Here is a 19,151-nt window from a genome sequence, read left to right on the forward strand (position 1 = left end):
TTCCGATACGCTGGGCCCATGCCATCGGTAACGCGAAAACCGCAGGCCAAAAGGGAGGAACGGCGCGAGCGGATCGAACGCCAACTGCTCGACGCCACCGACCGACTGATGGCCGACGGCACCAGCTTCACCGAACTCAGCGTGGACCGACTGGCCACCGAGGCCGGGATCTCCCGGGCCAGCTTCTACATCTACTTCGAGGACAAGGGCCATCTGCTGCGCCGGCTGGCCAGCCAGGTGTTCGGCGATCTCACCCACGCCGCCGAGCGGTGGTGGGGCGTGGCCGGACGCCGCGACCCAGCCGATGTCCATGCCGCGATGTCCGGCATCATCGCCAGCTATCGGAGCCATCAGCCGGTACTGATCGCGCTCAACGAGATGTCGGGTTATGACCCGCTGGTCGGGCAGACCTACCGTGAACTGCTCGCCGGGATCGCCGACCAGCTCACGAAAGTGATCGAGGACGGGCACTCCGACGGGACCATCCGGCCGCAACTGCATGCCGCCGTCACCGCGAGCACGCTGACCTGGATGGTGGAACGGACCTGCCACCAGAATCTGCCGTCACACCCGGCCTCCTACGACGCCCAGCTGGCGAACACGCTCACCGAGATCATCTGGGGTGCGCTGTATCTGGAGTCCCCACCCCGGTGATTTGGGTGCGTTTGGTAACGGTCAGCGTTACTCGTTGCACCCAAATCGCTAGAGGGCGACCAGATCGTCGGCGTGCACCGCGGGCCGCCGCATTTCGGCCGGCAGATCAGGCGTCGAGCGGCCGATGATCGCGGCCAGCTCCGACGCCTCATACGCTACGACGCCGCGCGCGATCGTCTGCCCGTCCAACGCGCGGAGATCCACCACGTCACCGCCGTGGAAGTGGCCGGCGACCTCGGTGATTCCGGCAGGCAGCAGTGAACGCCGCTGTGTGACGACCGCCCGCACCGCTCCGTCGTCGAGGGTCAATACCCCGTGCGACTCCGCCGTGTGGCGAACCCAGAACCGCCGCGCCGACATCCGCTCGGGCCGCGGCGCGAACACCGTACCCACCGAGGCATCGCTCAGCGCCGCACCGGCATCGGCGGCAGCGGCCAGCAGCACCGGCATCCCGGCGTCGGCCGCCAACAGCGCCGAGGACAGTTTCGAGGCCATGCCGCCGGTGCCCAGGTGGCTACCGCCGCCGGCCACCACCCCGTCGAGATCGCCTTGCGCGCCAACCTCAGGAATGAAGCGCGCGTTCCCTTTTCGTGGATCAGCGTCATACAGGCCGTCGATGTCGGACAGCAGGATCAGTGCGTCGGCACCGACCAGCTGGGCCACCAGCGCCGAAAGCCGGTCGTTGTCACCGAACCTGATCTCGTTGGTGGCCACGGTGTCGTTCTCGTTGACGATCGCGACCGCGTGCAGGGCACGCAACCGGTCCAGGGTGCGCTGAGCGTTGTTGTGCTGCACCCGCATCGCGATGTCATGGGCGGTCAGCAGTACCTGCCCGACCGTGCGGCTGTAGACCGCGAACGCCGAACTCCAGGCATTGACCAGAGCCACCTGTCCGACGCTGGCGGCCGCCTGCTTGGTGGCCAGATCGGTGGGGCGCTTGGACAGCCCGAGCGGCTCGATTCCGGCAGCGATGGCACCCGACGACACGATCACCAGGTCGGAACCAGCCCGCATCCGGCCCTCGATGGCCTCGACCAGGACCGCGAGGCGGCCGGCGTCGAAGACTCCGGAGGGGGTGGTCAGCGCAGTGGTGCCGATCTTGACGACGACACTGCGAGCGGTCCGAACAGCCTCCCGGTGTACCGAAGGCGTCGAGCCTGCGCTCGTCACTCGTCTTCACTCCCGGGCTGGCGCCGTTCACGACGCGCGGCCTTGCGTTCGGCGGCACCGATGCGGTCGGTCTGTTCGAGCCGGATGTCGGTGCCACGTCCGGTGAGCGGCATGTCGACACCGGCGGGAGTCTGCGGTTCCCAGTCGAAGGTCATGTCGCCGATGGTCACAGCGCAACCGGGCTTGGCGCCGTTCTTCCACAACGCGTCCTCGACACCCAAGCGGGCCAACCGGTCACCCAGGTAACCGACGGCCTCGTCGTTGCCGAAGTCGGTCTGCGCGATCCAGCGCTCGGGCCGGGTACCACGCACGATGAACCCGCCGTACCCATCGGTCTCGACGGTGAAGCCGCTCTCGTCGACGGCGATCGGGCGGATCACCGGACGCCTCGGCACCACCTCAGGTTGGGCATCGCGATAGGCCTTCACCATCTCCCACAGCGCAAAGATCAACGGCCGCAAGCCATCACGGCTGACCGTCGAGATCTCATACACCGGCCAGCCGAACTTCTCGGCCACCTCTTCACGCACGAAGTCGGCCAATTCGCGGGCGTCGGGAACGTCGATCTTGTTGAGCACCACCGCACGTGGCCGCGACGCCAGGTCACCCAGGGTTGAATCGCCTTGCAGGGTCGGGGTGTACGCCGCGAGTTCGGCCTCCAGCGCCTCGATATCGGAGATCGGGTCACGCCCGGGTTCCATGGTGGCGCAGTCCACGATGTGCACGAGCACCGCGCAGCGCTCAAGGTGCCGAAGGAATTCCAGGCCGAGACCACGGCCCTCGGACGCGCCGGGGATCAGGCCGGGAACGTCGGCGACGGTGAAGGTGTTCTCGCCGGCCGACACCACACCCAGGTTGGGCACCAGTGTGGTGAACGGGTAGTCGGCGATCTTGGGCTTGGCCGCCGAGATGGTCGACACCAGAGAGGATTTACCCGCCGACGGGAAACCGATCAGGCCGACATCGGCGACGGTCTTGAGTTCGAGGGTGAGATCGCGGGTCTGGCCCTTCTCACCGAGCAGGGCGAAACCGGGAGCCTTGCGGGCCCGGGAAGCGAGTGCGGCATTGCCGAGCCCACCGCGACCGCCTTGCGCGGCTTCGAACCGGGTACCGGCGCCGACCAGGTCGGCCAGCATGCGGCCGTCCTCGTCGAGCACCACCGTGCCGTCCGGCACGCGCACGATCAGGTCGTCGCCGGTGGCACCGTCACGATTGCTGCCCGCACCCGGCCTACCGGAGGGTGCGGCAACATGGGGATGGAAGTGGAAGTCCAGCAGGGTGTGAACCTGCGGATCGACGACGAGCACGATGCTGCCGCCGCGACCACCGTTGCCGCCGTCGGGGCCGCCGAGGGGTTTGAATTTCTCGCGGTGCACCGACGCGCAGCCGTGGCCACCGTTGCCTGCACTCGCATGGATGACGACGCGGTCGACAAACCGTGGCATCGGACATCCTCTCCGTCGAATGTGAAGCTATCGCGAAAGTCCTATCGAGAACTCGCAGCTGCTTCACATTCGCGGAGAATCCTCTTGGTCTCAGGCCTCCGGGCGCGGCACGGGAACGATGTTCACGTGCTTGCGACCGCGCTTGGAGCCGAACTCCACCGAGCCGGGGGCCAGCGCGAACAGCGTGTCATCGCCACCACGACCGACGTTGACGCCGGGGTGGAAGTGGGTGCCGCGCTGACGGACCAGGATCTCGCCTGCCTTGACGACCTGACCACCGAACCGCTTCACGCCGAGCCGCTGTGCTGCGGATTCACGACCGTTACGAGAGCTGGAAGCGCCCTTTTTGTGTGCCATTAGTTCGCTCCCTCGTTACTTGATGCCGGTGACCTTGAGCACGGTCAGCTGCTGACGGTGCCCCTGGCGCTTGTGGTAGCCGGTCTTGTTCTTGAACTTGTGGATACGGATCTTGGGACCCTTGGTGTGCTCGAGCACCTCACCGGTGACGGCAACCTTGGCCAGGTCATCGGCCTTGCTGGTGACCTTGGCGCCGTCGACCACGAGGGCCACGGGCAGCGACACCGACGCGCCGGGCTCGGCGTCGAGCTTCTCAACCTTCACCACGTCACCGGCGGCAACCTTGTACTGCTTGCCACCGGTCTTGACGATTGCGTATGTCGCCATCGTGTCCTCTGCTCTGCTGCTCTCTGCGGGCGCGCGCTACCGGTCGGTGCGTGCGCGGGTCTTGGGTGGCGGGATATCCCGCCGTCACCAGCCTGTGGTCACACAGGCACTGGAGACAACTGGTCAAGGGTACTTGACCAGCGGGTAGAGGGTCAAACCGCCCTCTACTCGTGGGTTGGCGGCCCTGCGGGCCTGGCTGCGGCACGTCGACGAGTGCGTCCGCGCGAGGGCTGCACCTCCGCAATCACCGGAGCCGGCGCCTGGTAGACGTCTTCTTCGGGCTCGTCGTCTTCCTCATCGTCCGAGTCCTCATCGTCTTCCTCGTCATCCGAGTCGTCGTCTGAGTCCTCGTCGTCCGAGTCGTCGTCGATGTCGTCCAGGTCGTCATCGTCGTCGTCATCATCGAGGTCGTCGTCGAGGTCGATCTCGTCCTCGGACTCATCCTCGTCGGAGTCTTCCGAGTCTTCCGAGTCGTCCGATTCGTCCGACTCGTCGGCGCCCTGCGCATCGAACTCGCCGTCGGTCGATTCATCGGCCTGCTCGGCAGTCGTCTGCTCGTCGCCCTCGGCCTCGTGAACCTCGCCGTCGGTCTGCTCGTGCTCGTCGAAGGCTTCGTGGGACCCATGGCCCTCGTCGTCTTCGTCGTGGCGACCGTTCGCCGCGGCCATGGCCTTGAACATCGGATGTTCTCCGGCGGGATGATCGGGCACCTTGACGACCGGTACCTCTTCGGGCTCGGGACGGGCATTGCCCCGCTTACCCCGCTTGCTGCGACGGCTACCGCCGGTGGTTTCGGCCTTGCGTCCGGTGTTCGATGACGAGGCCGTGTCGACCGGGTCACCGTGCAACACGATGCCGCGGCCTGCGCAGTGCGTGCAGGTGGTCGAGAAGGCCTCGACCAGACCGGTGCCCAACCGCTTTCGGGTCAGCTGAACAAGGCCCAGTGAGGTCACCTCGGACACCTGATGGCGAGTCCGGTCCCGGCCCAGCGCCTCGGTCAGCCTGCGCAACACCAGATCCCGGTTCGACTCGAGCACCATGTCGATGAAGTCGATCACCACGATGCCGCCGATGTCGCGCAACCGCAGTTGCCGCACGATCTCCTCGGCCGCTTCCAGGTTGTTGCGGGTGACGGTCTGCTCGAGATTGCCGCCGGCGCCGGTGAACTTGCCGGTGTTGACGTCGACGACGGTCATCGCCTCGGTGCGGTCGATCACCAGGGTGCCGCCCGAGGGCAGCCACACCTTGCGGTCCAGCGCCTTCGCCAGCTGCTCGTCGATGCGGTGCACGGCGAACACGTCGGGAGCGTCGGCGCCGCCGGCCGGCTCGTACTTCGTGAGCCGGCCCACCAGATCGGGAGCGACGGTGTTCACGTAGGAGTTGATCGTGTCCCAGGCCTCGTCGCCGGAGACGATCAGACCCGAGAAGTCCTCGTTGAACAGGTCGCGGATGACCTTGACCAGCACGTCGGGTTCTTCGTAGAGGGCGACGGCCGCGCCGGCCTTCTTTGCGGTGACCTCGGTGGACTTGGCCTCGATCTCGGTCCAGCGCTGCTGGAGCCGCTCGACGTCGGAGCGGATGTCCTCTTCTTTGACGCCCTCCGAGGCGGTGCGGATGATCACGCCGGCATCGGCGGGCACGACCTCCTTGAGGATCTCCTTGAGCCGCTGACGTTCGGTGTCGGGCAGCTTGCGGCTGATACCGGTCGACGACGCACCCGGCACGTAGACCAGGTAGCGGCCGGCCAGCGACACCTGCGTGGTGAGCCGGGCGCCCTTGTGCCCTACCGGGTCCTTGCTGACCTGGACGACGACATAGTCACCCGGCTTGAGGGCCTGCTCGATCTTGCGGTTCGACCCGCCGAGACCCGCAGCCTCCCAGTTCACCTCACCGGCATAGAGCACACCGTTGCGGCCACGGCCGATGTCGACGAAGGCGGCCTCCATCGAGGGCAGCACGTTCTGCACGATGCCGAGGTAGATGTTGCCGACCAGGCTGGCGGACGCCGCGGAGGTAACAAAATGTTCGACGACGACGCCGTCTTCCAGGACGGCGATCTGGGTGTAGCGGGCGCCTTCGTGCGGCGGCTCGGTGCGGATCTTGTCCCGCACGATCATGGTGCGTTCGACGGCCTCGCGCCGGGCCAGGAACTCGGCCTCGCTCAGGATCGGGGGCCGACGACGGCCGGCGTCGCGACCATCGCGGCGGCGCTGACGCTTGGCCTCCAGACGGGTCGATCCGCTGATCCCCTGGATCTCCGAATCGTCGCTGCTCTTGCCGGACCGCTCGGCCCGGGGCGCGCGCTCGTGCACGACGGTGTTCGGCGGGTCATCCGGAGAGCTCGCGTCATCGTTGTCGCCCGAACCGGACTTGCGCCGGCGGCGACGGCGGCGACGACGGCTGCTGCCGTCACCACCTGCGGTGTCCTCGTCGTTGTTCTCGTCCGACTCATCGGAATCGTCATCGGAATCCTGATCGGACTCGCCCTGATCGTCGGTGGTGTCGGTATCGGAATCCGGGCCCGAGTCGGTGTCGTCTGCCTGCTCACCACGACCACGACCACGCCCCCGACGGCCGCGGCGACGCCGGCGGGCGGCCGGACGATCTGCCTGCTCGTCATCGGTATCGGCGTCGGCATCTGTGTCAGTGTCGGCGTCGGTGTCGTCTTCTTCGTCGTCGTCATCCTCTTGGACGCGCACCGGAACGAACGCCACGGGCTGCGGGGCGACGAACAGCGGCAGGTAATCGGCCCGCTCGGTGTGGGCTTCGCGCGCCGCGGGGATGTTGGCGGTCTCTAGGATCAGCCGCGACTCGGGCTCGTCGCCCACCAGGACGGGGTCGGCCTCGGCGGCTTCGCCCTCGGAAGCGTCGACCGCAGCAGCGCCCGAAACTTCGGCAGGAGCCGCGACCGACTCGGCCACGATGACACTGACGGCTTCAACCTGGACCGGTTCTGCCTGCTCAACCGGCTCCGGGTCGGTCGACCCGAGGGCCAGTGCGTCACGGACCCGCTCGGCGTCAGCCTTTTCGACCGTGGAGTGCGCACTGCGCTGACGCCCATCGAACTCGGCCAGAGCGTCGAGCACGCGCCGGCTTGTCGTTCCGAGCACCCGCGCCAGGGAGTGGACTCTCAGCCGCTCGGGCAGTCCCTCCTGTTGCGGAGTCTGGGTTGATAGGTCGTCATTCTGGGCATCTTCGGCCACGAATTCTCCTCAAGCCCCCGGGCGCGTCGTAACGACGCGGCCACGCGAGGGCTTCCGCTATTGGCCCGGGACACTTTCCCCGGGCTTGTTGTGGTCTCGCTCCGGGCGGTTCGCTACCGAACCCACCCGGTGCCTGGCTGAATGATGGCTGGACGGCCCGCGCCGCACCGGATTGCGGTGGTCGCGCTCGTCGAAGTCTTCATTCGGGTGTACAGCCTCGGTTGAGGCTGGCTACCCGCAACCAGTATCCCACATCACTGACGCGGTACAGACCAGACTGCGAGAAGGTTTATCCGGCGGAGGCTTCGCCAGGGAACCACAGGGCGATCTCACGGGCCGCCGACTCCGGCGAATCCGATCCGTGCACGAGGTTGTCCTGGGTCACAAGCGCCAGGTCACCGCGGATGGTGCCGGGCACAGCCTTCTCCACCGGGTCGGTGCCACCGGCGATCTGACGGAACGCCGCGATCGCGCGCGGCCCTTCCACGATGGCGGCGACGACGGGCCCGGAGGTGATGAACTCCAGCAGCGAGTCGAAGAACGGCTTGCCGTCATGCTCGGCGTAATGCTGCTTGGCCAGCTCGACGCTGACGTTCTTCAGTTCGAGCGCCGCCAGGGTCAGACCCTTGCGCTCGATCCGGCCGAGGATCTCCCCGACCAGGTGGCGCTGCACGCCGTCGGGCTTGATCAGGACAAGGGTCTGCTCAGTCACGAGCAGAGAGCGTACCGGTCGGTAACCGCGCCGCGCCATTCGCGGGCCTCCGACCCCGCGCGCACCGTGGTCCAGCTACGGCACGGCTATTCGCTGGGCGGCTGCTGACCGGGCAGCAGACCGCGATCCTGCCTGCGTTTGACCTCGCGCCGCAGGTACACGATCAACAGCCAGACCACGGCGAAGATCACGCCGATGAAGCCGATCGCCCCATGGATCAGCGCCCCGGCGATCACGACCAGTTGGATGCCGAGGTTCGCCCAGATGGCCCACGGCCGGCCCTGGATCCCCGACATCAGGATCAACACGACGGCCAGCCCGACCACGAAGCCACCCGACGCCCAGGTCAGCCCGGCCGCGCTGGTACCCACCACCGGCAGTGCGAGCAATACGACGATGGCTTCGAGAATCAGCGTCCCCGCCATCACCCCACGGAAGCTCTTCCAGGGGTCGGGCGGCGCCGGCGTGTCGCCGGGTGTCGCATCGCCCGGGGTCTGATTGCCAGGGGTCTGATCGTTCATTGCGGGTCCCGTCCGAACAGGGTCCGGGCCGCGCCGGCGGTCACCACCGAACCGGTGATCACCATGCCGGCCCCGGACAGGCCTTCGTCTGCGCCGGCCTCTTCCACCAGCGCGGTCGCCGTTTCGATGGCGTCCGGCAGCGTCGTGGCGGTGATCACGCGATCCTGGCCGAAACGTTCCTCGGCCAGCAGCGCCAGCGACTCGACGTCCATCGCCCGCGGCGACCCGTTGTGGGTGACCACGATCTGGTCGAAGACGGGCTCCAGCGCGGTCAGAATGCCACCGACGTCCTTGTCCCCCATCACCGACACCACCCCGACCAGGTAGCGGAAGTCGAACTCCTGCTGCAGGGTCTGCGCGAGCGCTGCCGCACCGGCCGGATTGTGTGCCGCGTCGATGAAAACCGTTGGTGCACTCCGCATCCGTTCCATCCGACCCGGGCTGTGCACGGCCGCGAAGCCGGCCCGGATCGCGTCGACGTCGAGCTGACGGTCGGCACCCGCACCGAAGAACGCCTCGACCGCAGCCAACGCCAGGACGGCGTTGTGGGCCTGATGTTCACCGTGCAGCGGCAGGAAGATATCGGAGTACACCCCGCTCAGCCCCTGCAGCTCCAGCACCTGTCCGCCAATGGCGATCTGCCTGCTGAGCACGGCGAATTCGGAGTCTTCACGGGCGACGGCCGCATCGGCGCGCACTGCTTCTTCCAGCAGCACCTCCATGGCCTCCGGAACCTGCTTCGCGATGACGGCCACCGTGTCGGTCGGCACCAGGTCGTCAGGCTGCCGGGTGATGATGCCGGCCTTCTCTCCCGCGATCTCGGCGATCGTGTCACCGAGATAGTCGGTGTGGTCGATGCCGATCGGCGTGATCACCGCGACGGGGGCATTGACGACGTTGGTGGCGTCCCAGCGTCCACCCATCCCCACCTCGATGACCCCGACGTCGATGGGGACATCGGCGAAGGCCGCGAAGGCCATCGCGGTCAGAACCTCGAACTTGCTCATCTTCGGGCCGCCGGCAGCCTCGGACTGCTGGTCCACAAGTTCCACGAACGGTTCGATCTCTCGATAGGTCTCGACGTATTGGGCCGGGGTGATGGGCTTCCCGTCGATCGAGATGCGCTCCACCGCGGACTGCAGGTGCGGGCTGGTGGTGCGTCCGGTGCGTCGGTGCAGTGCGGTCAGCAGCGCGTCGATGAGGCGCGCGACCGACGTCTTGCCGTTGGTCCCTGCCACATGGATGGACGGGTAGGCGCGCTGCGGCGAGCCCAGCAGCTCCAGCAGAGCCGCGATCCGGGCCGTGCTGGGATCCAGTTTGGTCTCGGGCCACCGCTGATCGAGCAGGTGCTCGACCTGCAGCAGCGCGGCGACCTCGTCAGGCGTCGGAATCGGGTCGGTCACCGGATCCTCATCCGGCCAGACCGGCCAGGCGTGCGGTGATCCGCTCGACCTCTTCACCGGCCAACTGCTGACGGCCGCGGATCTTGTCGACGACGTTCTCGGGCGCCTTGGCCAGGAAGGCCTCATTGCCGAGCTTGGCCGTGGTGGTGGCGAGTTCCTTCTGCGCGGCGGACAGGTCCTTCTCCAGCCGTCGCCGCTCGGCCGCGACGTCGACGGTGCCCGAGGTGTCCACCTCGACGAGCACCGTGGCCTGCGTCAGCCGCACCTCGACCGCGGCCGACGGGGTGAACCCGTCAGCGGCATCGGTCAGCCAGGCCAACGCGGTGACCGCGGGCAGCTGCTCGGTCAGACCGGCCTCGGCGATCGCCGACAACCGGGCCGGAACCCGCTGCCGGTCGGCCAGGCCCTGGTCGCTGCGGAAGCGGCGCACCTCGGTGATCAGCTTCTGCATGTCGTCAATGTGTTGTGCCGCAACCGGATCCAGCGCGATACCGGAGGCCTGCGGCCACTGCGCGATGACGATGGACTCACCATCGGTGAGCGTCTTCCACAACGTCTCGGTGACGAACGGCATCACCGGGTGCAGCAGCTTGAGCAGAGCGTCCAGCACGGCGGCCAGCACCGCCGTTGTATGAGTGACACCCTGATCTTTCTCGGAGCCGAGCTGCACCTTGGCCAGTTCCACGTACCAGTCGCAGAACTCGTCCCAGGCGAAGTGGTACAGCGCCTCACAGGCGCGGCTGAACTCGTAGCTGTCCAGTGCCGCATCCACCTCGGCGCGCACCTCTTCGAGGCGGCCGAGGATCCAGCGGTCGGCGTCGGTCAGGTCGGCAACCGCCGGCAGTTCAGCGGGGGCCGCCCCGTTCATCAGCGCGAACCGGGTCGCGTTGAACAGCTTGGTGGCGAAGTTGCGGGAGGCCCTGGCGTGGTCCTCACCGATGGACAGGTCGCCGCCGGGGCTGGCGCCGCGGGCCAGGGTGAACCGCAGCGCATCGGCGCCGAACTTCTCCACCCAGTCCAGCGGGTCGATGCCGTTGCCGCGCGACTTGCTCATCTTGCGGCCGAACTCGTCGCGGATCAGGCCATGCAGGAAGACATTCTCGAACGGCACCTGCGGACCGCGAGCGCCATCGAACGTGATCGCCGGATCGTCGCCGACGAACGTGCCGAACATCATCATCCGCGCCACCCAGAAGAACAGGATGTCGTAGCCGGTGACCAGCACCGAGGTCGGATAGAACTTGGCCAGATCCGGGGTGTGCTCGGGCCAGCCCAGCGTGGAGAACGGCCACAGCGCCGAAGAGAACCACGTGTCGAGCACGTCGCGGTCCTGCTCCCAGCCATCCGGCGGAGTCTCGTCGGGGCCGACGCACACCGTCTCGCCGTTGGGACCGTGCCAGATCGGGATCCGGTGGCCCCACCACAGCTGCCGGGAGATGCACCAGTCGTGCATGTTGTCGACCCAGGCGAACCACCGCGGTTCCAGGCTCGGCGGGTGAATCACGGTGTTGCCGTTGCGCACCGCATCACCGGCTGCCTTGGCGAGGCCGTCGACCTTGACCCACCACTGCAGGGACAGTCGCGGCTCGATGGGCTCGCCGCTGCGCTCGGAGTGCCCGACGCTGTGCAGGTAGGGGCGCTTCTCGGCGACGATCCGGCCCTGCTCGGCCAGCGCCTCGCGGATCTTGACCCGGGCCTCGAACCGGTCCATGCCGTCGAATTGCGTTCCGGTGTCGGCGATCCGGCCCTTGGCATCCATGATGGTCGGCATCGGAAGCTGATGACGCAGCCCGATCTCGAAGTCGTTCGGGTCGTGCGCGGGAGTGACTTTGACTGCGCCGGTACCGAATTCGGGGTCGACGTGGCTGTCGGCCACGATGATCATCTCGTGGTCGACGAACGGGTGCGGCAGAGTCTTGCCGACCAGGTGGCGGTAACGCTCGTCGTCGGGGTGCACCGCGATCGCGGTGTCACCGAGCATGGTCTCCACGCGGGTGGTGGCCACCACGATATGAGGTTGTGTGTCATCAAGTGAGCCGTAGCGGAACGAGACCAACTCGCCCTCGACGTCCTCGTATTTGACCTCGAGGTCGCTGATCGCGGTCTCCAGCACCGGTGACCAGTTGACCAACCGCTCAGCCTGGTAGATCAGCCCGGCATCGAAGAGCCGCTTGAAGATGGTCCGCACCGCGCGCGACAGGCCCTCGTCCATGGTGAAGCGGTCGCGGCTCCAGTCCACGCCGTCACCGAGGCGACGCATCTGCCCGCCGATGGTGCCGCCGGACTCGCGCTTCCAGTCCCAGACTTTCTCGACGAACAGCTCGCGGCCGAAGTCTTCCTTGGTCTTGCCGTCGACAGCGAGCTGCTTTTCCACCACGGTCTGGGTGGCGATGCCGGCGTGGTCCATGCCCGGCAGCCACAGCACCTCGAAGCCCTGCATCCGCTTGCGGCGGGTGAGCGCGTCCATCAGCGTGTGGTCGAGCGCGTGGCCCATGTGCAGGCTGCCGGTCACGTTGGGCGGCGGTAGCACGATCGAGTACGGCGGCTTTTCGCTGGCCGGATCGGCGGTGAAGTATCCGGCGTCCACCCAGCCCTGGTACAGGTCGGCTTCTACCGCAGCCGGATCCCAGGATTTGGGGAGGGCATCGGCACGGTTGTCAGGGGTGGGAGTCACCGAGCCATTCTAAGAAGGACGCGCCCGAATACGCGAAAGCCCCCGATGCCCGGTGCGTTCGCTGGGCGTCGGAGGCTCTCGAGCAGGGTCGGGGCGGGGTTACTTCTTGCCGCCGAGCAGGCCGCCGAGGATCTCACCGATGGCATTGCCCTGACCGCCACCGCCGCCCAGGACACTGCCCAGGATGCTGCCGAGCGGGTTGTTGGCAGCCGCACCGCCACCGGTCGCGCCACCCAGGATGCTGCCGAGGATGTCCCCGAGGCCGCCGCCGCCGGAAGCCTGGGCCTCGCCCGCGGGTGCGGCGTTCTTCTGAGCGAACTGCTTGCCGATGTAGGCCAAGACGATGGGCGCCAGGATCGGCAGCAGCTTCTTGATCAGATCGCCACCGCCGGCACCGGTACCCGCCAACGCCGACGCGACCTGGTTGCTGTCGTTACCGCCGAAGATCTTCGAGACGATCTGGTTGCCCTCGTTGGCGTCAACCTGGTCGACACTCACTCCACCGTCGAGCAGGCCGCTGACACCCTGCGCGGAGACCGCGGACTCGAGATCACTCGAATCGATGTTGTCGGCCTGCACGTTCTCTGCCACGCCGCCGACGAGGGCCGGCACCAGGGTCTTGATAGCGGCGTTCACCTCGCCTTCATCTGCGCCGAGCTTGCTGGCAATATCCGCTACCGGGATCTGTGCGAAGAGATCGTCGAGACCGGCCATTTTTCTATCCCACCTTCGTTGCTGGCGTACTGGAAGTCCTCGGAACCGACACTAGTCGAATCTGATCTTGTCCCACAGGTGTTCGACGCAGGCCGATCCGTTCGCGTTGCGACGGTTCAGCCCAGCTTGGTGGTCTCCAGCGACACCCCGGCCGCGGGCAGCCGGGTGAGCAGCACATCCCCCATCGCTGCGACGGGTGTCAGCACACCGCGCCGTTCCGACAGGGCGTCACGATCGGTAGCCAGGGCGAGCCCGCACTCGCCGAGCAACACCGCCGTCGACTTGTATCCGGGATCTCCTTGCTGGGCCATGCTTGTCACATACCGGGCGCCCGACGTCGTCGTGGTGTAGGTCTCGACGCGGTAGTGGCCCTGCTCGCGAGCCCGCTCGCTAGGGCCGGTTCCCGGCTTCGGGGCCAGTCGCGCGACCAGCCCGCTGGGCAGCCGGTTGAAGTAACGGCCTCCCACCCCGAGGGTGAAGGCATTGGCTCCGGTCACCGCAGCCGCGGCCACCGGCGCGGCGAGCGACCGCCCCACGCTCATCTGCTCGGCGTACTCGAATCGGCGTCCATAGGCATAGTCCAGTAATGCATTGCTGCGCCGCACGATTCGCGTGTTCGGGGCCGCCATGGCAAATGCGCCGGTCCAGTAGCCGGCGAGCTCGGGAGCGATCTCACCGCCGCGGCGCCACCGCACGTCGGGCTGAGCACCGAGTTCGGGCTCAGCGCCGCGGTCGGGGCTCAGCGTGTACGGATCGTTCATCAGCGCCCGGGCCTCCGGATCCGACGACAATGTGTCGAGCAGTTCCAGCATCGAGGCCACGGTGCCGCCCGACACGCCGCCGGCGAAGCTGCGCACCACCAGGTTCGTGTCGCCGAGTTCGCCCGCGCCGTCGGCCGACGCCCGCTGATACAGCGCGTACACCGTGAGATCGGATGGCACCGAATCGAATCCGCAGGAATGGACGATCCGCGCGCCGGTGTCGACGGCCTGCTTGTGATGCAGGTCGATGCTGTCGCGGATGAATGTCGTCTCACCGGTCAGGTCGGCGTAGTCGGTGCCGGCCGCCGCGCAGGCCGCGACCAGCGGCATGCCATAGCGCGCGTAGGGACCCACCGTCGTCACCACCACCTGGGTGCGCGCAGCCATGGCATCGAGCGAAGCCTGCGAGGTGGCGTCGGCAGTCACCAACGGCCACGACTGCGCGCCCGGCCCCAGACCGTCACGGACCGCGCGCAACCGTTCCTCGGAACGGCCGGCCAAGGCGATCCGGGCCGATCCCCCGGCCCGCGCCAGGTACTCGGCGGTCAGTTTTCCGGCGAACCCTGTGGCGCCGTACAGCACCAGATCAAACTCTCGCTGCGTCACGCTCCCGACGCTACCCGAGCAGTTCCGGCAACTGCACCGGTTGACCGCGCAGGTGATCACCGAGGAATGCGGTCACCACCTGGTACCAGATCTTGGCGTGCTGCGGCGAGAGCACCCAGTGGTTCTCACTCGGGTAGTACAGGAAGCGGTGGGGGCTTTCGCCATTCTCGTCGGCGGGCAACCCCGAATGGGTGAGCAGCTCGTACCACAGCCGCAACGCCTCGCCGATCGGTACGCGATAGTCCTTGTCGCCGTGGATGACCAGCATCGGAGTGGTGATGTCGCCGACGAACCGGTGCGGTGAATTGCGCTGGGCCATCTCGGGTGTCATCTCACGAGCCCACCAGTAGGCGCCGTCGGTGGTGGGTCCGAACTGGTCCAGCGCCCACAGACTGGCATGGGTGACGATCGCCTTGAACCGATCGGTGTGTCCGGCGATCCAGTTGGCCATATAGCCGCCGAACGATCCCCCCATCGCCGCCGTGCGCGTGGCGTCGACGCGCGGGTGTGCGCACGCGGCATCGGTCGCGGCCATCAGGTCCGTGTACGGGTCGGCACCCCAGGCGCCCCAGCCGCGCGCGATGAAGTCCTGTCCGTATCCGGTGGACAGCCCCGGATCGGGCATCAGCACGGCGTAACCCTGGGCGGCGAGCAGCCACGGGTTCCACCGCCAGTGCCAGGTGTTCCAGCTGCCCAACGGTCCGCCGTGGATCCACAACACCAGCGGGGCCGGTTCGTCGCCTGCGGGCAGTGTGAGCCAGGAGCGGATCGGCGTGCCGTCGGCGGCGGTCGCGGTCACCTCGGTCAGGGTGCCGGGCAGTTCAGGCGCTTCGAGGCACGGGATCTCGCTGACGGTGCCGGCCGGATCGATGCGGACCGGATGTGCCGGCGCGGCATAGGAGCTGCGCAACGCATAGATCACGCCGCCGGGCGCGGGACGCACATCGGAGTAGGTGAAATCGTCGTGGGTCAGCCGGGTGACCGCACCGGATACGGGGTCGACGGAGAAGATCGGGCCACGGCCGCCGTCGTCGGCCGTCACGATGATCGACGACGAGTCCGGTGTCCAGGCCACCGAGGACGGCCAGCGGTCCCAGGCGCCGGTCAACTCCACCGGCTCTTCACCGAACCGCATGCAGCACAACGTGATCCGCGGCGGCGCGGTGGGAGTGGAATGGGTTTCCCTGGTGAAGGCCACCGCGCTGCCATCCGGCGCGATCGCGGGGCGTTCCAGGTCGGCACCGGGTTCCTCGGCGATGGTGGTGCGTTCTCCGGTGACACGGTCGATGCGCACCAGGGCCACCCGCAGGGCGGTGCCGGGGCCCGGCGCCTGCCAGGACGTCACCACGAATCCGCCGTCGGCGCTGAGGTCGAATGTGGTCTCACGCAACGCCGCGCCCGGCTCGGCGGTCAGATCCCGTGGCCCCTCGGCATCGAGGAGGTGCGGTTGATCCGGGCCGAGGTCGTGATCCCAGTGCCGCACGGGATAGCCGGTGTGCAGGATCGCCGAGACCTTGGTGTCCTTGCGCGCGTCGCGCTTTGCCTTGTCGTCCTCGACTCCTGTCGACGACGGCAGCAGCGGCGCGGTCACCACGGTGGTGTCGGCGGCCCGGGCGCTCAACGCGCCGGCGACACCGCCGGGCATCGTCAGCACCTCGAATGCCTCACCGCCGCTCGCGGGCAGGCGCCACAGGGCTGCGGGCGGTTTGTCGTCACCCTCACCCGCGCGCACCGCGAGGAACAGGAGGTCCCCCGCGGCGGTGAACACCGGCGCGGACTCCCCCTTCGCCCCGTGGGTCAGCCGGCGCGCCGGTCGAGTTCCGGTGGGGTCCAATTCCCATATGGCGCTGAGGAATTCGGTACGTTTGTCGTTGAGGGTGCTGATCGTGGTGACCAGCCGGGAGCCGTCGGGCGACACCGCAAGCCCTGACACCCGGGGCAGCGAGAGGTAGTCGTCGAGATCGTCGAACACCGTCATGGCTCCCCACCGTAATGGTGCGGCCCGCACCGGAGTCCGGTACGGGCCGCGTGGCAACGCTGTTCCCGGTGGGTCAGACCACTTCGGTGATCTTGCCGGTGACGTCGGCTCGAACCTGCTTGCTGCTGCGCTCGCCCTGGACGTTGATGAACATGACCACGTTCTCGTCGAACGGGATGTTGCGCTTGATGCTCACCGTCTGGACCTTGCCGTCGGCAATCTCACTCGCCGCCACGGCGCCATCGATCGCCGCGGCGATCGCGCTGCTCGGCACGTCGGAGGTGGCGAACAGATTCTGCTGCAACGCCTCGGTGTCGTCGTCGTAGTCGATGGGGCGCGACGGCGCGACCGCGCCGGACGTGTAACTCCATTCGTTGAGCTCGGTCGGGGCCTTGGGATCGACTGCCTCGACCTTGATGACACCCGGAGTGATCACGACATCGACCACCTGCATCGGGTTGGCGCCGACCTTTTCGCCGATCGCCGCCAAGGCGTTGTCGATGCCCTCGGCGGTGAACAGATTGCCCGAGACCGCTTCGGTGATCTTCTCGGTACCCGAGGAGACAACCTTCTCGGCTGCCCCGGCGGCCGCATCCCGGAGCTCGGTGGCCTTCGAGCAACCGCTCAATGCGGAGGCAGCAATCAGTGTGGCGCCAAGCGCGATACCGAAGCGGGTGAGTTTCATCGGGTCCTCTGACTGTGTTCTGGCCCGGCACTTCGGGCGCGGGAATCTGTACAAAGACTGTGCAGACGCTGGAAGGCTACCGATCCCAACTCCGGTCACGGCGAGCCACCTCATCCCACCCGTTAGATTCGACCGATGGCACAGTCCGTCCTGGTCGTCGGTGCCGGTATCACCGGCCTGGCCACCGCAGTCGCATTGCAGCAGCAGGGGTTCGACGTATCCGTGGCAGAGGCCCGCCGCGACGTCACTCCCGGCGCGGGAATCAGCCTGTGGCCCAACGCGCTGGCCGCACTCGATGAGATCGGTCTCGGCGATCAGGTCCGCGGCGCGGGAGGCCGAGTGACCACCGGAGCGCTGCGTCGGGCCGGCGGAGCTTGGTTGCGCCGGCCGGAGGCACAGCGGTTCACCCGGGCGCTGGGCGAACCGCTGGTGGTGATCAGGCGCGCCGCCCTGACCGAAATTCTCACGGGCGCACTCGTGCCGGGCACGGTCCACTACGAGCTCGCCGCCGACAAGGTCGAGATCGGCGCCTCGGAGGTGCGGGTCACCTTCACCGACGGCACGGTCCGCGAGGCGGCCGGCCTGGTCGGCGCCGACGGCGTCGACTCAGTGGTGGCCAGACATCTGAACGGACCGCTGCCCCGCCGCTACACCGGCTACACCGCGTGGCGCGCCGTGGCCGACTGCCCGCTCGATCCCGATCTGTCGGGCGAGACGCTGGGTGCCGGCTCACAGGTCGGACATGTGCCGCTCGGCGACGACCACACCTATTGGTTCGCCACCCAGCGCGCGCCGCGCGGCCAGACCACGCCTGATGGCGAGCTGGCCCACCTGAAGCGGCACTTCGCGGCGTGGTCGGAACCGATCCCGACCCTGCTGGACGCAACCGATCCGAACGATGTGCTCCGGAACGACCTCTACGACCGTGCCCCCGCCCGCATCTGGTCGCGCGGCCGCGCAGTGATCGCCGGGGACGCGGCCCATCCGATGCGCCCGCATCTGGGCCAGGGCGGCTGCCAGGGGCTGGAGGATGCGGCCACGCTCGCCGCCCTCGCGGCCGGCGAGCCCGATCTGGGCAGCGCGTTCTCCCGGTTCGCGACAATGCGGCGCAGGCGGGTCATGACCATCGTGCGGGAGGCCGAACTGGTCGGACGGTTGGTGAACCTGCGCCCGCCGGCACTCAGCGCCGCGGCCACCCGGGCGTCCGTACTGGTGCCGGAGTTCGTGCTGACCCGACATCTGGCCTCAATCGCCGGGCGCGGGGCATTCACCCCGGTGCGTTGAGCTCAGTGCGGCACTCCGAACGCGCCCAGCGGGTCCAGGAACGTCGTGCAGATCCGACGCAGATCGAAGATGCCCAGCACCGCCCCGGAGCGCACGGCCTGACAGCCGGTCGGTGCACTGGGCGCCGCCCAGCCGGTCGGCATCCCGCCGCGGGGGCCGCATGTCGGCCAGGCCCCGATCCCCTGGGTGGCCAGGACGTTCTCGGCGACCCTGATCTGCTCCTCCCGGGAGGCTGAGGCAGGCGAACCGGTGCCGCCGTGCGCGGCCCAGGTGGTGGGTTTGAACTGCAAACCGCCGTAGGCGCCGTTACCGGTGTCGATGGACCAGTTGCCGCCCGATTCGCAATCGGCGATGGCGTCCCAGTTCACCGTGTCCGCACCGGCGGTCGCAGTGCCTGCGAACAGGGGCGTCAGCAGGACGCCCGCCGACGCCGTCGTAATCCAGAAAGTCCTGTTCAACGCACTTCGTATGGTCATCTCACGGCCCTTCCCCGACCTTTGACACCAGGACCGCTGCAGATGCTGATCACGTTCGTGCAACTGTGCGGTCACTAATGGGTTCGCCGAATCGGGCTGCATCCAGAATCCGACCAGGGCCGACATCATGCCGGGGGTTTCCGACGGCGGCACATGCGGCAGTTCACGTTTGATGCCCTTG

15 protein-coding genes and 1 pseudogene are annotated in these 19,151 nt (G+C 67.8%); 2 read left to right on the forward strand and 14 right to left on the reverse strand.

The window, feature by feature from the left end:
• The first annotated feature begins 18 nt into the window (after positions 1–18).
• Complete coding sequence (locus AB0876_RS25920; RefSeq protein WP_491841259.1) at positions 19–654, forward strand: TetR/AcrR family transcriptional regulator; 636 nt, start codon at positions 19–21, stop codon at positions 652–654.
• A 48-nt stretch (positions 655–702) separates the two neighbouring features.
• On the opposite strand, the gene proB is transcribed toward AB0876_RS25920, so the two are convergent.
• The 13 genes from proB to AB0876_RS25985 form a co-directional block, all read right to left on the reverse strand.
• Positions 703–1,824: a glutamate 5-kinase gene (gene proB / locus AB0876_RS25925; protein ID WP_526043263.1), complete on the reverse strand. Its 1,122-nt coding sequence runs from the start codon at positions 1,822–1,824 to the stop codon at positions 703–705.
• Positions 1,821–3,269 carry a GTPase ObgE gene (gene obgE, locus AB0876_RS25930; RefSeq protein ID WP_526043264.1) on the reverse strand — a complete coding sequence of 483 codons (1,449 nt, stop codon included), beginning with the start codon at positions 3,267–3,269 and terminating at the stop codon, positions 1,821–1,823. Before obgE ends, proB begins: the two co-directional genes overlap by 4 nt.
• A gap of 90 nt (positions 3,270–3,359) precedes the next feature.
• Positions 3,360–3,626, reverse strand: a complete 267-nt coding sequence (gene rpmA / locus AB0876_RS25935; RefSeq protein ID WP_003879727.1) for a 50S ribosomal protein L27 — start codon at positions 3,624–3,626, stop codon at positions 3,360–3,362.
• 15 nt (positions 3,627–3,641) lie between these two features.
• On the reverse strand, positions 3,642–3,953 hold the full coding sequence (gene rplU, locus AB0876_RS25940; RefSeq protein WP_029367319.1) for a 50S ribosomal protein L21: 312 nt from the start codon (positions 3,951–3,953) through the stop codon (positions 3,642–3,644).
• Between the two features lie 164 nt (positions 3,954–4,117).
• Positions 4,118–7,156, reverse strand: a complete 3,039-nt coding sequence (rne, locus tag AB0876_RS25945) for a ribonuclease E (protein WP_526043265.1) — start codon at positions 7,154–7,156, stop codon at positions 4,118–4,120.
• A gap of 289 nt (positions 7,157–7,445) precedes the next feature.
• A complete protein-coding gene (gene ndk / locus AB0876_RS25950) occupies positions 7,446–7,868 on the reverse strand; it encodes a nucleoside-diphosphate kinase (RefSeq protein ID WP_044522837.1) in 423 nt (140 codons plus the stop codon).
• Between the two features lie 86 nt (positions 7,869–7,954).
• Positions 7,955–8,389, reverse strand: a complete 435-nt coding sequence (locus AB0876_RS25955) for a DUF4233 domain-containing protein (RefSeq protein WP_491841255.1) — start codon at positions 8,387–8,389, stop codon at positions 7,955–7,957.
• Entirely contained in the window at positions 8,386–9,792 is a 1,407-nt protein-coding gene (gene folC / locus AB0876_RS25960; protein ID WP_491841254.1) for a bifunctional tetrahydrofolate synthase/dihydrofolate synthase, read from the reverse strand. The genes AB0876_RS25955 and folC overlap by 4 nt, the downstream gene beginning before the upstream one ends.
• 7 nt (positions 9,793–9,799) lie before the next feature.
• Positions 9,800–12,466 (reverse strand): valine--tRNA ligase, encoded by a 2,667-nt coding sequence (locus tag AB0876_RS25965; protein ID WP_526043266.1) that lies wholly within the window; start codon positions 12,464–12,466, stop codon positions 9,800–9,802.
• 99 nt (positions 12,467–12,565) lie between these two features.
• Positions 12,566–13,180: a DUF937 domain-containing protein gene (locus AB0876_RS25970; protein ID WP_491841252.1), complete on the reverse strand. Its 615-nt coding sequence runs from the start codon at positions 13,178–13,180 to the stop codon at positions 12,566–12,568.
• 116 nt (positions 13,181–13,296) lie between these two features.
• A complete protein-coding gene (locus tag AB0876_RS25975; RefSeq protein ID WP_526043267.1) occupies positions 13,297–14,547 on the reverse strand; it encodes a saccharopine dehydrogenase family protein in 1,251 nt (416 codons plus the stop codon).
• A gap of 10 nt (positions 14,548–14,557) precedes the next feature.
• Positions 14,558–16,525: a S9 family peptidase gene (locus AB0876_RS25980; RefSeq protein ID WP_526043268.1), complete on the reverse strand. Its 1,968-nt coding sequence runs from the start codon at positions 16,523–16,525 to the stop codon at positions 14,558–14,560.
• Between the two features lie 73 nt (positions 16,526–16,598).
• Complete coding sequence (locus AB0876_RS25985; RefSeq protein ID WP_491841249.1) at positions 16,599–17,210, reverse strand: hypothetical protein; 612 nt, start codon at positions 17,208–17,210, stop codon at positions 16,599–16,601.
• Between the two features lie 135 nt (positions 17,211–17,345).
• Between AB0876_RS25985 and AB0876_RS25990 the strand changes: the two genes are divergently transcribed.
• Positions 17,346–18,494, forward strand: coding sequence for an FAD-dependent oxidoreductase (locus tag AB0876_RS25990; protein WP_491841248.1), 1,149 nt, complete (start codon positions 17,346–17,348; stop codon positions 18,492–18,494).
• Between the two features lie 146 nt (positions 18,495–18,640).
• Here the strand turns inward: AB0876_RS25990 and AB0876_RS25995 are convergent.
• Positions 18,641–18,871: pseudogene (locus tag AB0876_RS25995) on the reverse strand (transglycosylase family protein); the annotation flags it as partial.
• Positions 18,872–19,151 lie beyond the last annotated feature (280 nt).

Origin of the sequence: Mycobacterium sp. NPDC049093 (genome assembly GCF_040704635.1) — a bacterium.
GTDB lineage: Bacteria > Actinomycetota > Actinomycetes > Mycobacteriales > Mycobacteriaceae > Mycobacterium.